Origin of the sequence: Clostridium boliviensis (assembly GCF_033342255.1) — a bacterium.
Lineage (GTDB): Bacteria > Bacillota > Clostridia > Lachnospirales > Lachnospiraceae > Lacrimispora > Lacrimispora boliviensis.
In genome coordinates, this window is the sequence record NZ_JAWONS010000329.1 from 143,314 (window position 1) to 156,319 (window position 13,006).

Consider the following 13,006-nt stretch of genomic DNA (forward strand, 5'->3'; position numbering starts at 1 on the left):
TCAATTTATAAACTGCACTTTGCAGCTGCCATTAACTGCTCCCACAAGTGATCACTGATTCCTTTTTTATGACATTTTTTAAAGGTTTCTTTAATTCCCTGATTAAAGAAATACATCAGACTTTTAATCTGCTCCTGGTTCATGCCCAGATCATAAAGATAAAACAAATCATAATCAAAAACGGGAATATGAATAGAATCCTCAATTTTTAAGTACAGCTCTAAATATTTATCTAAAGCGGTCCTGGCATCCATTGTATTGTGCTTCCAGGCCATTTTATCTCCTTTAAGACCATACTGCTCTCTATTCTGATAAATTGGGGCATCATGAATATACTTCCATAAATTAAGCTGATAAAAAGTAGGTTTGCATTCATCAATCAATTGAAAAGTCTCATTTACCGTCTCCTCCGTCTCACCAGGAAATCCAATGATAAATGAACAGCAGACATAGATACCGTATTTTTTAAGAAGATTAAGGGCTCTTTTGTAATCTTCAACTTTTGCTTTTTTATTCATATTATCCAAAATTTTTTGACTGCCCGATTCTATGCCCAGAAAAACCTGCTGACAACCGCTTTTTTTCATTAGGTCGACCGCTTCCTCATCGAGGTATTGACAACGTAAGAAGGAGTCCCATTCAAAATTATATTGATTCCGGATTATCATCCGCAGGATTTCCTTAAATCTATCTACCGGAACATTAAAGGTATCATCAGTAAAAAAAATGTGCTGTGCTTTATTGGTCTGTTTTAGTGCATTTAACTCTTGTTCTATTGCATCCACACTAATGTGATAATATTTACCTGCATATATATGATAAGTACAATATGCGCATGAAAACGGACACGATATGCAGCTTCTGATAAACACCATCCGTGTAATGTCTTTTTTAAACAGTGACCAGTCCACAAGATTTTCTTCCAGGCTGTTATTTTCTTCCTGTATATTGGTAACATAATACTGTTTGCCATCTTTATAGACGATGTTATTTACATCTTTTAAACTGTTATTTGTTTTATAAGCACGAATGACCTCTGACAATGCCATTTCTCCTTGTTTATCGACAATATAAACGTCTGCACCAATTTTATCGGCCATTCTCAAAAAAGTTTCTTTATCATCAAAACGATATCGATTTGCGATAAATGTTCCTCCAATAATGATTTTTATCTGTTTATTTCTTTTTCTTATAAATGTAACCAAATCAGCGATGGCGTGAGCACTTAAATAGTAGGTGGTGGAAATTGCCACTGTCATTACCTGCCCTGAGACCAATCCTTTTATCAAGTCTTCCCTCTGATGATCCAGTGCATTAATAATGTGGCAGGTATAACCCTTGCGGTGTAAAAAAGTCCCTAAATAAGCTGCTGTAGGACTTAACATCATTTTTTTATGCTGAAAATCCTGATTGTTGCAGTTGGCTTCATAGATGACATCTTTTACAGTACACGGATTGTTCTTATACATCAGCCAACTGCCTTTCGTAAGCGAATAACTAACATATGGTTCACCTCGCTTGATGTACTTTAAAGCCGCGCTAAAATTCAATTTGCTCCAAAACTTCAACATCTTTTTGTACCACTTCATATCAGTTTGACCATTTACAATTAACATGCAATCAGTTATATTTTCCATATTTACCTCACTCGCGATACCTGCCCTCAATTCGTTCAATTACTTCTGCCTGCTTAAATGAAATCCGGTGCATTTCAAGTTCCCTGTCAACGGCGATTCTTATATCTTCCGCCATGTGAGACGTCAGCGCCTTTTTTAATTCGATCAGAGAAATTAATGGTTTATCGGCGATATCTCTGGCCATATCTGAAGCAAAACCAATCACTTCTTCTTTTTTTATAATGATGGCGTTGATTCCCCGCTCCTTTAATTCTGTGCCAAAATAATTCCTCGCTGTAAACAGCATTTCATTTCCCAGCAGCGCTCCAAATCTTTTCGGAATGATATAAGTAGCCCCCATCCCTGGTGTAAACCCATATTTCATAAAACTGGCGTTATAAACACACTGTTCTCCCATAATAACAATGTCTGCAAAACACCCCAGTGCCAGCCCTCCGCCTAAAGCATGTCCCTGCATGGCTGCAATCACCGGTACCCGGCAGCGGAACATAATATCATGAAAGTCCATATCGGTAAATTGAACTCCGCCCCCTTTCATAACTCCGTCATACAGGCCATGCAGCCCTTCTTTGGTCCCGCCGCAGCAGAAATAATTATCATACCCATGGACCACCACCACTTTAATTTCAGGATCTTTCTCAATTTCCTCGAAAGCCCACTTAAGACCTTGAATGAAGCGTATGGTCAGAGTGTTTTTATACTCTTTTTCTTCCAGAATAACATAAGCCACGTGACCTTCCTTTTTTAATCTTACCACTCCATCACTCATCAATATTCGCTCCTTTTTTCAACACAATACTGCTGTTGATGCCCCCAAAAGCAAAGGAATTGCTAACCGCGTATGTGATATTTTTTTCCATTGAACAGTTTTCGGTGAAATTTATTTTATGGCTAATAGGATCATCCAGATTAAGGTTGGGGTGCAGAAAGTTTTCTTTCATCTGCAGTATGACAGCAACAGCTTCCACAACTCCTGCCGAACTCAGGCAATGACCGGTCAGCCCCTTCGTGGAATTGACCCATAAGTGTTCCAGGTGACCCTGAAAAACTTCTTCAATTGCCTGTGCCTCGGTTTCATCGCCAACAATTGACGCAGTTCCATGAGCATTAATATAATCAATCTGATCAACGGTCACACCAGCTCGCGCAAGTGCCAGCGTAATGGCATTTTTCTCTCCGTTGACATTGGGATTCGCCAAATGATTGCCATCCAGCACCACTGCCCCGCCAAGAATCTGTCCATATTCTGCTGCTCCCCGTTTTCTGGCGTTTTCACTGTTTTCGATTATTAAACATGCTGCTGCCTGACCATAAATAAATCCTTCATGGCGGCGGTCAAAAGGGCGGCATGCCAGCTGGGGAGAATGATAATATTCTTTCCCTCCCATCGCACCGGCCTGGCAAAATGCCTGCAGTTCCAGTAATGATAAATCAGTTGCTGCTCCCACCACCAGGCAAATATCAATCAAACCCAGCTGAAGCATCTGATACCCTTTTATAATTCCTATATTTCCACTCGCTGAAGTAGCTCCGGCGCAAAAACTCTCTCCATGGATCTGTAAGGTTTCGCTGATCATCCCTATGAGATTGGTATCTAAATAGTTAAGAGCATATCGGGCGGGGATAAACTCAGGCGCCTGATGACATTTTTCGTATAACTGGTAGGATAATTTCGGCATCAGGTTATTACCGGCAACGACAATGCCAATCCGATCAGGAGGAACCCCGGTAATCTTTGCCTGATCCCATGCCTGCAGTGCTGCAATAACCCCCCAGGCAGAAGGTTCCGGCCCCCGCCGAAGCATTTGATATAAATTTTTATCGATTTGTCTGGGGCAAATGCCGTCCTTTGCCATCTGATCCAGAGTTTTTTTAACCCCATTCCATTTGACTGGTGCGCCCACCATAACGGGCATAGCGCCGTCGCTGGTATCTTCAAGATAACCTATATTAGAAATTCCTTTCTTTAATGCTGCGTTAAATTCTCTGATATTGTGACCAATTGAAGATACAATACCCATACCTGTTATACTAATAGTTTCGTTCATCCACATACATCCTCTTTTCTAAATCAGGGTGAAATCATCTTCCTACAGCAATTGACCGAACCTTTTTAAAAGAAAGGCTGCCGCCTCATCCATCAATTGCATTCCAATCTGACCGACATGTCTGTTTCTCCAGTCTTCCAGAGAACTTTTGCCAGCCCATTCATTAAAGGCTCCCATTGCCGGGCCGCACTGAACCTGAAAATTAACACGCTGATCTGCCCGTCCTTCCAGGGCTATTCGCGTCGAATAGCCAAAATACCATTTAAAAACCAATGTCATTTTATATTTGGGGCTGCTTTCTGCTTTTTGAATATCGGCTGCCGGATAATATGCTTTGACATCCTCAAACACTTCATTAAAACTTTTTCCAAAATATTTATTCTGCAGCTGCTCTGCAGTTTTTTCATCCAGTTCTTCAAGCCCGCCATAGCGCTTGTACAACTCCAGCAGCTTGTTGGCCCTGGCAGGAAAAAACACACCTTTCCTCATTACCTGTACTTTTGATCCCATCTCAAAAAGGTCCCCTGCAGGAGCATATTCTGTATCATGTATTCCTACCTTTTGCAGCATGTCTTTCACACAGTCGCTGGTCCGTGCTTCAACCGTACATTGATTAATCGAACCTGTTGTGACAAAATCGGCTCCCAGCAAAAATGCTGCCGCAACAGCCTGGGGAGTTCCCAGACCGCCCGCTGCTCCGACCCTTACTTTTTTCTCATAATTAAACTCCTGACAAATCTGGTCTCTGAGCATCTGAACGGATGGAAGCAGTACATTTAAGTTTCCGTGATCGGTATGACCACCTGAATCAGCTTCAACACAAATGTCCCCAGCTACCGGGAGACACTTTGATAAGCGATACTCCAGTTCCGTTATTTCACCATTTTCAAAAAGGAGACGACTGACCGCTTCCGGGACAGGTTTCATAAACTGTTCTGCAATGCTGGCCCGGGAAACCTTTGCAATAATATGATTGGCCGGCTGTGGACTGCCATTTTTCTGCTGTTTTAGCCCCTTTAATCTGAACAGAGCCAGTGCTGGGGTAACCTGAGTATAAGCTGCCGCTTCAAGTATATGTACATTTCTCGCCAATATCAGATTTATCACGGAACGTTCCTTATCCGGATCAAATGGATTAAAGACAATATTTACACCATATGACTGGCCTTCATTTAATTGTTGCTGAATCTCCCCCAAAGCCTGATCAATCTGCGCCGGAGACAAGCCGCCGCTGCCGAGAAAACCCATCATTCCGGCCTGTCCCATCTTCACTACCAGCTCTCTGGATGCAATCTCCCGATACATACCACCGGCAAAGTAGGCATATTTTAAGTTGTATTCGGATTTTAATTCACTGCTGCCCAGTGATTGTCCGGAGAAATCATTTCTATCCGGTAAGCTGTGTTCATCATCCTGCTTTTGAATCGGCTGCGGATCAGGTAATTCAAGAGGTGATGAATTTCTTATGATTGATTTCACTAAGTTGGTGATTACACTTCCTGGTCCTACCTGCTCCATTTCCCCTTTTCCCATCAGACAACGGACTGTGTCACACCATCTGACTGGAGAAATCAAATGCCTTCCCAGCAGCCATTTCACATTGGATTGGTTATATTTCGTTAGATCCACGTTAGAGATAACCGGAATTTCAGGTTCCTGAAATCCTAATGTATCTAAAAATTCCTCAAACTCTCTGCGAACTCCATCCATATATCTGGAATGGAATGCCCCGCTGACATTTAAAACCATATAATCCAGTGCTCCGGCAGCCATGATTGATTCTCTGGCTGACTGTATATCTTCCGCTTTACCTGAAATAACAATTTGATTTGTGGAATTATAGTTGGCAATATCAATTCCCAGATATCCGGACTTTTTCAGTGCTTCTGTTAAACCTTCCTGCCCCAGTCCAATGACAGCCGCCATTGCACCGCCCGAGACTTTTGACATAAGTTCCGCCCGTTTTTTTACCATCTGGAGCCCCTGTTTAAAATCAAAAACTCCCGCTGCAAGCAATGCGTTATATTCTCCCAGGCTATGTCCCGCCAGATAATCAGGATAAATTCCGGTTTCTTTTATTTTTTTTAAATACATCAGTGCATTGACAGTAAAAAGTGCCGGCTGGGTGTATAACGTCTGATTCAGCATTCCATATTTATCAAACAGACAAAGTTCTCTGATCGAATATCCCAGTACTTCGTCCGCCAGTCTGGTTATATTCTCAAACTCATTAAATAAATCCCCACCCATTCCGACTTTTTGCGCCCCTTGACCAGGAAACAAATATGAGATCATACTTTACTCCTTCCATTATTCGTTTTAATACTATAATTGGTCATTTAGTATTTTTTCGAGAACGGCTATAATTCCATTGATATTTTTAACACCGGCGAAATTCATCATGCCAGCTTTACAATTTAATAATTCCATTGAACGGACAACTATATCAGTCCGGTCAATGGAATTTGCGCCATAATCCTTTAAACTTAAGTTATAATCCAGATCATTCACTTGAATATCAGGTAAAATCTCTGCAATACTGGTTTTCACTGCTTTTACAACTTTCTCATTCATTCTCTTTCATCTCCTGACTAATTAGTTATTTTATAATTTTTTACAGACATCTCAACGCTTATCAGAATCCAGAAGCTTAGCAATCCCCCAGGCTTCTCATATTCATTTTTGAAAGATCTGTCCGAAACATAGTTATTGGTGCCAGCACAATAGAGTTACTATCCTTTCTGAAATTAGTTTTTGCCATATTTACCATAGTGCCGGAAAACCCCAGATCAACATATAGTGCATTTGGCATTTTATTCTCCAACTGCCAGACTGCCTGTCTGAAATCCATCTTGTTTCGTATGATATTCCAACAATGCTTCGGCATACTGAAGGAATCATCCGAATAATTGACGCATGATAAAACAGGGATCTTCGGATAAGTTCTTTTAATGAAACCTGCATGTTCCTGAAAAGGCTTTTTTGCATCCTCAATTGCAGAAGAATGGAATCCATATTCTACCGGCAATCGATAATAAGTTTTATTATAATTCTTTAAATATTTCTCCGTGTTGCTGACCTGAGCGGAATTTCCTGACAGTACGATATGATTGGCACCATTTATCACCGCGACTTCTATGTGATCTTCATTTTCAAACACCGGCAGATTTCCAAAAACAGAAAGCATTCCTCCATTAAGTCTGCTGCTTTTAAAAATTGAAGGCTGTTTTAAAATAAATCGAAAAATATCACCTGTGTCTACCTGTCCGGATACCGCCATCGCAGTATATTCTCCTAAACTGACACCATATAGCAGGTCTGGTTTTATCCCTTGTGCCATAAGAGTTTTTGCAAGAGCATATCCTGTCATAAAAATTGCCGGATGAGAATAAATCGTCTCAAAGAAAGGAATATTTTTCTTTTTCGTAGGATCGTAAAGATAATTTATTAAGGAATACCCTTCTTCATTTTGAACAATCTGATCCAACTGCTCCATTTCAGTTCTAAACACCTTTGATTGTGTGAAAATCTCTTTTCCCATTTGTAAATATTGTGATCCCTGTCCAGGGAACAAAAAAATAATCGGTCTCTCCATTTATTCTCCTTTCATTTGTAATTTAGGCCAGGCTTCGCCATGAAGCCTTTTCAGGCCCCGGGAAATCATTATGATTGAATTAAAATCATTAACTAGCCGAAACATAGATTAATCATTCTTAATTCATTATATTAAAAAACAAATAATAACTGAACGGCAGCCTATGTCGGGCTACTCCTTTATAATGCTTAAGCACTTAATAGCGATGTCGATTTTACATTCTCGTCCTAAAAAGTTTAAAATTATCTTCGCTCTTCCTTTTCTTGCATTAATCTTTCTGATAAGACCAGTATAATTTAATAATGGCCCTTCTTTTATGATCACTTTATCATTCTCCAAAAATAAAGTAGATGAAGTAATAGTACCGTCTTTATTTATTAAATTTATAATTGGTACAATTTCGGCTGCTGGAATTTCCTGAAAAAAACCACCTGATTTTAACAGAGCATAAATATTAGAATGCCATCTGCTGGATAAAAAAGCGTACATCTGCTCAATACTATCTGTTTTGAGCAATATATATCCTGGAAACATGGTTCTTTTAACAAGCCGTTTTACTCCTTCATAATATTCCACCAGTTCTCTTTTTGGTACCAGTAATTGAATTTGTACTTTACTTTTTTCAAAAATCTGTTTGATATACAAACACAACTCATCTTCTTTTCCTGTTTTGACAAAAATCGCATACCAACTCATAAATCTCCGCCCCCCCAAGGACATAGTTTTTAATAAGTTTTATCCGTTTACACTATTTCATATTTAGTAATTTTATAATCTCATCCAGCTTAATACTCTGGATGCAGAACTCATCTTCCATACTGCACATAGACAGATAATAATCTGTATCAAATTGAAGACTTCTTACTTTAATATCCTTTCTTACCTCACCATCATTACTGGTTATCACTCCTTCCAAAGCATTTATAGAAAATGAATCCAGATTAGTCGAAAATCCTGTCCCAAGAAATTTTATATAACTCTCTTTCATTGTCCATAATTTTGTAAATTGTTTTATCTTTTCATTTTTATCAGCCTTATTATAAATAAACAGCTTTTCCTCTTCTGAAAAGCAAAAATCAGCTATCTCTTCTCTCCCTTCCTGTATTCTCTCAATATCTATTCCAGCATCTGTATTTCCGTATACGATTGCCACCCACTTTCCGGAATGCGTTATGTTATATTTAAAATCTTTCATGTTCTTAATGAATGGCTTTCCAAACTCATTGTATGTAATATCAATATCTCCAACCTGACCAATTTTCTGATAAAGTCCATATCGAAGTAATAAGTCTGCACAAATGCACCTTTTTGAATCATCAAGATTATGAAAACGTTCTGCCTTTACCCTTCTTTCTTCTGAAACCATATGTCTAACCTCTTCGTAAAGTTCATTACTGCATTCGGTTATATCCATACAATTTACAACTAACATACCAACCTCCTGGTTCATAATATGTAAATTAATCCTTTTTATAATTTTTTAAAGTATCTAAAAAAGTGGTTGTATAATCACCCGTTAAGAACCTGGGATTATTCAGAATACTTATCAATATCTCTTTATTGGTCAAAACACCTTCCAGCTGCATTTCCTCTAAACATCTTAACATTTTATTGACCGCCTGCACCTTATCCTTGTCATGACAGCATATCTTACAAAGGAGGGAATCATAATAGGTTGTTACTATATTATTTACTTCATAGGAAGAATCTACCCTTACACCAAATCCACCTGGCATATCATATCTGGAGATCTTCCCATAATCAGGTATAAATGCACCATTATAATACTCCGCCAATATTCTGCATTGAATTGCATAACCCTGAAACATTATCTCTTCCTGCATTAATTTAAGTGGTTCTCCCTGGGCAACCCGAATCTGTTCTTTCACTAAATCAATGCCTGTTATCATTTCAGTTATTGTATGCTCAACCTGCAGCCTGGTATTCATCTCCATAAAGTAGAACGATTTATCGTCCTTCAATAAATATTCTATTGTGCCTACGCCAACATAGCCAATATGCCTGCAAAGATCAATTGCCCCCTGATACATTCTGTTTCTTGTCTCTTCGCTAAGCGTAGTACATCTGGATTCTTCTATGAGTTTTTGATTCTTTCTCTGAATTGTACACTCTCTGTCCCCCAAATGTATTACATTTCCATATTGATCTGCCAATACCTGAACTTCTATATGCTTGGCATGACTTATATAGCTTTCCACTAAGATACTGCCGGAGCCAAATACCTTCTCTGCTTCTTTCAGACATTGCTCAACCGCCTGTAATAACTCCTCTTCCCTGTAAACGAGACGAATCCCCTTACCGCCTCCGCCATTTACGGCTTTCAGTATAATAGGATAGCCGATTTTTCCTGCATACTGAAGGCACTCTTCATAGTTATTAATTTCAACACTATCATCTCCAATGACAGGAATATCACATTCTTTCGCTACTTTTTTAGCCTTAGCCTTATTACCCATCAGTGATATGTTTGAACTGCCCGGACCAATATAATCAATATCGCAGTGTTTGCATAATTCACTAAAATCTGCATTTTCAGCGAAATATCCGATACCTGGATGGATTGCATCCACTTTATAATTTGTAGCTGCAGTTAATATATTGTATGCGTTTAAATAAGAGTCCTTACACTGAACATCTCCAATGCACACAGAATAATCGGCAAGCCTTGCATGAAAGCTGCCTTTGTCACATTTTGAATAAACACTTACTGTCTCTATTCCCATTTCCTTGCAGGCACGAATGACACGTACTGCACTATCGCCACGATTTGCGATCAATATCCTCTTATATTTTTTATTCATTTTTATCCACTCTAATCGTTAACAGGGGCTGATCATATTCTACCAAACTGCAATCCATCACAAGCAATTCAACAATAGTTCCTGAACATGGTGCCATAATATCATTATATATTTTCATTGCCTCAACAGAGCAAATTACCTCACCCTTATTTACGTGAATCCCACTGTCTTTCAGCTTAAGCTGATCAATGAACTCAATCGTTCCTACAAAAGGAGATTTCATTGTAACAATATCCCCCTCTTCCTCCTGACCGACCTGGGAAATATCTGAAATTGAAAGCTCATCAAATCCATTTTCGAGATTGCATTTCTTTAATTCAGGAGCATTTTCCACAATTAACTTTCGTATTACGTTTGTACTATAACCTGTCCCCGCCTCCGCCTTACTAAAACTAATTGAAAATATTGCGTCCTGATAGGCAAACGAAATCAATTTTGACTCTTCACACTGTTTCATTAATTTATCAATAACATCTGATTTACAATTTAGTTCATCCATTTTTCATCTTTCCTTCTTATATTTTTGAAAAAATTATATCGCTTCCTATATTTCTATATTTTTCTACTCTCTCCTTCTTCAACTCATTGCCATCTAACTGACTGCAACGAAGCAGTTCACGTTCAATACTCTGCTTAATCCTGCAAAACAACTCCTTTTTATCCCCTTCTTCGCTTATAATTTCTTCTATGATTCCATAGTTTTTCATATCTCCTGCAGTGATCTTTAAATTAGCTGCAACTTCTGGAGCTTTTTTTGAATCCTTTAATAAAATACTTGCACAACCTTCTGGTGAAACAACAGAATAAATGGCATTTTCCAGCATAATAACTCTGTTAGCAACGCCTAATGCCAGCGCGCCTCCACTGCCTCCCTCTCCAACAATAACAGAGATGATAGGGACTTTATAATTAGCCATTTCATATAAATTTCTTGCTATAGCCTCTGCCTGTCCGTTTTCTTCTGCCGAGACACCCGGATATGCTCCCGGTGTTTCGATAAAACAAATTATGGGCCGTCTGAATTTGTCAGCCTGTCTCATTAAACGCAGGGACTTTCTATAACCCTCCGGCTTGGTCATTCCATATCGGCGATATTCCATCTCACTTAGTGTATTCCCCTTCTGCTGTCCAATTATGGTAACCGCCTGGTGATTTAACAATCCTATTCCACCAACAATAGACTTATCATCTCCGATTCCACGATCTCCATGAAATTCAATGAAAGAGTCGAATATGTAATTGATAATATCCAAAGACCTAAATCTGGAAATTTTCCTTGCTAATAGTACTTTATTCCATGCATTATTATTCTTTTTTCCCCCAGCACTACTGTTTTTCATCATAACACCTGCCCTTACATCTTATTCTTCAGACCTCATGGAAGCATTCTCAGCCGCAGGCCTCTGCCTGAATTTTTTGTTATTTTCCTTACTATGAATTTTAAGTATATTGCCAAGTACCTCTTTTAATCTTTTTCTTTCTACAATCAAATCAATATACCCATGCTCAAAAAGGAATTCAGATGTCTGAAAGTTATCCGGAAGTTTTTCATTAATTGTCTGTTCAATTACACGTTTTCCGGCAAATCCAATTAAAGCCCGGGGCTCTGCTATTATAATATCTCCCAGAAAGGCAAAACTTGCACTGACTCCTCCTGTTGTGGGGTTTGTCAGCACACTAATAAACAAACCTCCTGCCTCACTGAAGTCTGAGACAGCTGCAGCTGTTTTGGCCATCTGCATTAATGAAAAAATTCCCTCCTGCATTCTGGCACCACCGGAAGCAACAAACATTACAACGGGCAATTTCTCTTTCTCTGCATCTTCAAACATTCTGGTTACTTTTTCACCGACAATTACGCCCATGCTCCCCATCATAAATCTGATATCCATAACTCCGACCATGACCTTCTGACCGCTGATACAGCCGCTTCCTGTTACAATGGCTTCATTTAGGTCAATTTTGCTTACTATGCTCTCATGCTTTTCCCGATATCCAGGAAATTTAATAGGATCACAGAAATCAGTATAAACATTAGTTTCTTCAAACGTATCAGGGTCAATTATCATAGCAAGTCTTTTTTTATAATCCAATACTTCATAATTGCCACATAATTTACAAACATAAAAATTTTCGATAATTTTTTTTCTTTCAATTATTCCACCACACGCTTTACACTTAACGAATAAATTCTGACTCATTAATCCCTTCACCCCCCCATTTATCTGGTTTCGATTAAAGCCTTTTATTTTCTTTATTTCAAATTTGCAACACTATTTACTGATAGATTAGCACATATAAAATTAAAGTAAACTGATTCAAACTCAGTGGTATCTTTATTCTACCGAATGGTTATTTTGATTGTAATATTCTGTCTCATACATTATAATTAAAAAATAATACTATATTCTTTTAAATTTTATTAATATACTCTATTTGCGTATATAATATATATAAATAAACTCTGATAGTAACTTCATGCATTCTTTTAAATGAGTTAGAATTAGAAAAAAAAGGAAGGATATAGGTACTGATATGAAATCTAAATATACTTCTACCTCTGATTTTCTACTGGAGATTGGTGAAAGACTTCGCGAACGTAGATATGAGTTGCACATGACTCAGGCAGAAGCCGCTGAATTATTAGAATTATCCCTTAGTTTTTACGGTCAGATAGAACGCGGTAATCGTCGACTGTCTCTTGAAAATGTTATAATGTGCCGCAATAAACTAATGATAGACCCAACATATCTTCTTACCGGAATTCGTCCATTGGAAATAGGGATAAGCAACTACCTGAAAGATTGTCCAAAAGAAAAGCGTTATGATTTTGAACAGCTTATCAAGTATGCGGCAAATTTATACAAGAATTAAGAAAAACGGAATAGGATAAGGAGGTAGCTC

13 protein-coding genes are annotated in these 13,006 nt (G+C 38.4%); 1 reads left to right on the forward strand and 12 read right to left on the reverse strand.

Features of this window, described 5'->3' with window-relative positions:
- Window positions 1–5: 5 nt before the first annotated feature.
- From RZO55_RS24280 to accD, 12 genes are all read right to left on the reverse strand, one after another.
- On the reverse strand, window positions 6–1,469 hold the full coding sequence (locus RZO55_RS24280) for a radical SAM protein (RefSeq protein ID WP_318066828.1): 1,464 nt from the start codon (window positions 1,467–1,469) through the stop codon (window positions 6–8).
- A 175-nt stretch (window positions 1,470–1,644) separates the two neighbouring features.
- The gene (locus tag RZO55_RS24285) at window positions 1,645–2,406 is read right to left on the reverse strand and encodes a polyketide synthase (protein ID WP_318066829.1); all 762 of its coding nucleotides are present in this window, start codon (window positions 2,404–2,406) and stop codon (window positions 1,645–1,647) included.
- Window positions 2,399–3,685, reverse strand: a complete 1,287-nt coding sequence (locus RZO55_RS24290) for a beta-ketoacyl synthase N-terminal-like domain-containing protein (RefSeq protein ID WP_318066830.1) — start codon at window positions 3,683–3,685, stop codon at window positions 2,399–2,401. Before RZO55_RS24290 ends, RZO55_RS24285 begins: the two co-directional genes overlap by 8 nt.
- Before the next feature lie 42 nt (window positions 3,686–3,727).
- Window positions 3,728–5,980 carry an ACP S-malonyltransferase gene (fabD, locus tag RZO55_RS24295; protein WP_318066831.1) on the reverse strand — a complete coding sequence of 751 codons (2,253 nt, stop codon included), beginning with the start codon at window positions 5,978–5,980 and terminating at the stop codon, window positions 3,728–3,730.
- 30 nt (window positions 5,981–6,010) lie between these two features.
- The gene (locus RZO55_RS24300) at window positions 6,011–6,259 is read right to left on the reverse strand and encodes a phosphopantetheine-binding protein (RefSeq protein WP_065547230.1); all 249 of its coding nucleotides are present in this window, start codon (window positions 6,257–6,259) and stop codon (window positions 6,011–6,013) included.
- A 76-nt stretch (window positions 6,260–6,335) separates the two neighbouring features.
- A complete protein-coding gene (locus RZO55_RS24305; RefSeq protein ID WP_318066832.1) occupies window positions 6,336–7,280 on the reverse strand; it encodes an acyltransferase domain-containing protein in 945 nt (314 codons plus the stop codon).
- A gap of 171 nt (window positions 7,281–7,451) precedes the next feature.
- On the reverse strand, window positions 7,452–7,976 hold the full coding sequence (gene loaP / locus RZO55_RS24310; RefSeq protein ID WP_318066834.1) for an antiterminator LoaP: 525 nt from the start codon (window positions 7,974–7,976) through the stop codon (window positions 7,452–7,454).
- A 52-nt stretch (window positions 7,977–8,028) separates the two neighbouring features.
- Window positions 8,029–8,712: a 4'-phosphopantetheinyl transferase family protein gene (locus tag RZO55_RS24315; RefSeq protein WP_318066835.1), complete on the reverse strand. Its 684-nt coding sequence runs from the start codon at window positions 8,710–8,712 to the stop codon at window positions 8,029–8,031.
- A gap of 28 nt (window positions 8,713–8,740) precedes the next feature.
- A complete protein-coding gene (locus tag RZO55_RS24320) occupies window positions 8,741–10,102 on the reverse strand; it encodes an acetyl-CoA carboxylase biotin carboxylase subunit (RefSeq protein WP_318066836.1) in 1,362 nt (453 codons plus the stop codon).
- Window positions 10,095–10,601, reverse strand: coding sequence for an acetyl-CoA carboxylase biotin carboxyl carrier protein (locus RZO55_RS24325; RefSeq protein WP_318066837.1), 507 nt, complete (start codon window positions 10,599–10,601; stop codon window positions 10,095–10,097). The genes RZO55_RS24320 and RZO55_RS24325 overlap by 8 nt, the downstream gene beginning before the upstream one ends.
- Before the next feature lie 16 nt (window positions 10,602–10,617).
- Window positions 10,618–11,445 carry an acetyl-CoA carboxylase carboxyl transferase subunit alpha gene (gene accA / locus RZO55_RS24330; protein WP_439100084.1) on the reverse strand — a complete coding sequence of 276 codons (828 nt, stop codon included), beginning with the start codon at window positions 11,443–11,445 and terminating at the stop codon, window positions 10,618–10,620.
- Between the two features lie 18 nt (window positions 11,446–11,463).
- Window positions 11,464–12,360 carry an acetyl-CoA carboxylase, carboxyltransferase subunit beta gene (gene accD / locus RZO55_RS24335; RefSeq protein ID WP_318067109.1) on the reverse strand — a complete coding sequence of 299 codons (897 nt, stop codon included), beginning with the start codon at window positions 12,358–12,360 and terminating at the stop codon, window positions 11,464–11,466.
- A 277-nt stretch (window positions 12,361–12,637) separates the two neighbouring features.
- On the opposite strand from accD, the gene RZO55_RS24340 reads away from it, so the two are divergent.
- A complete protein-coding gene (locus tag RZO55_RS24340; protein WP_318066838.1) occupies window positions 12,638–12,976 on the forward strand; it encodes a helix-turn-helix domain-containing protein in 339 nt (112 codons plus the stop codon).
- Window positions 12,977–13,006 lie beyond the last annotated feature (30 nt).

What these genes read in the sequence shown, in the direction of transcription:
- RZO55_RS24325 (WP_318066837.1), bottom strand. Translation starts at nt 10,601, where the DNA reads ATGGATGAACTAAATTGTAAATCAGATGTTATTGATAAATTAATGAAA.
- fabD (WP_318066831.1), bottom strand. Translation starts at nt 5,980, where the DNA reads ATGATCTCATATTTGTTTCCTGGTCAAGGGGCGCAAAAAGTCGGAATG.
- RZO55_RS24290 (WP_318066830.1), bottom strand. Translation starts at nt 3,685, where the DNA reads ATGAACGAAACTATTAGTATAACAGGTATGGGTATTGTATCTTCAATT.
- RZO55_RS24300 (WP_065547230.1), bottom strand. Translation starts at nt 6,259, where the DNA reads ATGAATGAGAAAGTTGTAAAAGCAGTGAAAACCAGTATTGCAGAGATT.
- loaP (WP_318066834.1), bottom strand. Translation starts at nt 7,976, where the DNA reads ATGAGTTGGTATGCGATTTTTGTCAAAACAGGAAAAGAAGATGAGTTG.
- RZO55_RS24285 (WP_318066829.1), bottom strand. Translation starts at nt 2,406, where the DNA reads ATGAGTGATGGAGTGGTAAGATTAAAAAAGGAAGGTCACGTGGCTTAT.
- RZO55_RS24315 (WP_318066835.1), bottom strand. Translation starts at nt 8,712, where the DNA reads ATGTTAGTTGTAAATTGTATGGATATAACCGAATGCAGTAATGAACTT.
- RZO55_RS24280 (WP_318066828.1), bottom strand. Translation starts at nt 1,469, where the DNA reads ATGTATAAGAACAATCCGTGTACTGTAAAAGATGTCATCTATGAAGCC.
- RZO55_RS24320 (WP_318066836.1), bottom strand. Translation starts at nt 10,102, where the DNA reads ATGAATAAAAAATATAAGAGGATATTGATCGCAAATCGTGGCGATAGT.
- RZO55_RS24340 (WP_318066838.1), top strand. Translation starts at nt 12,638, where the DNA reads ATGAAATCTAAATATACTTCTACCTCTGATTTTCTACTGGAGATTGGT.
- accA (WP_439100084.1), bottom strand. Translation starts at nt 11,445, where the DNA reads ATGATGAAAAACAGTAGTGCTGGGGGAAAAAAGAATAATAATGCATGG.
- RZO55_RS24305 (WP_318066832.1), bottom strand. Translation starts at nt 7,280, where the DNA reads ATGGAGAGACCGATTATTTTTTTGTTCCCTGGACAGGGATCACAATAT.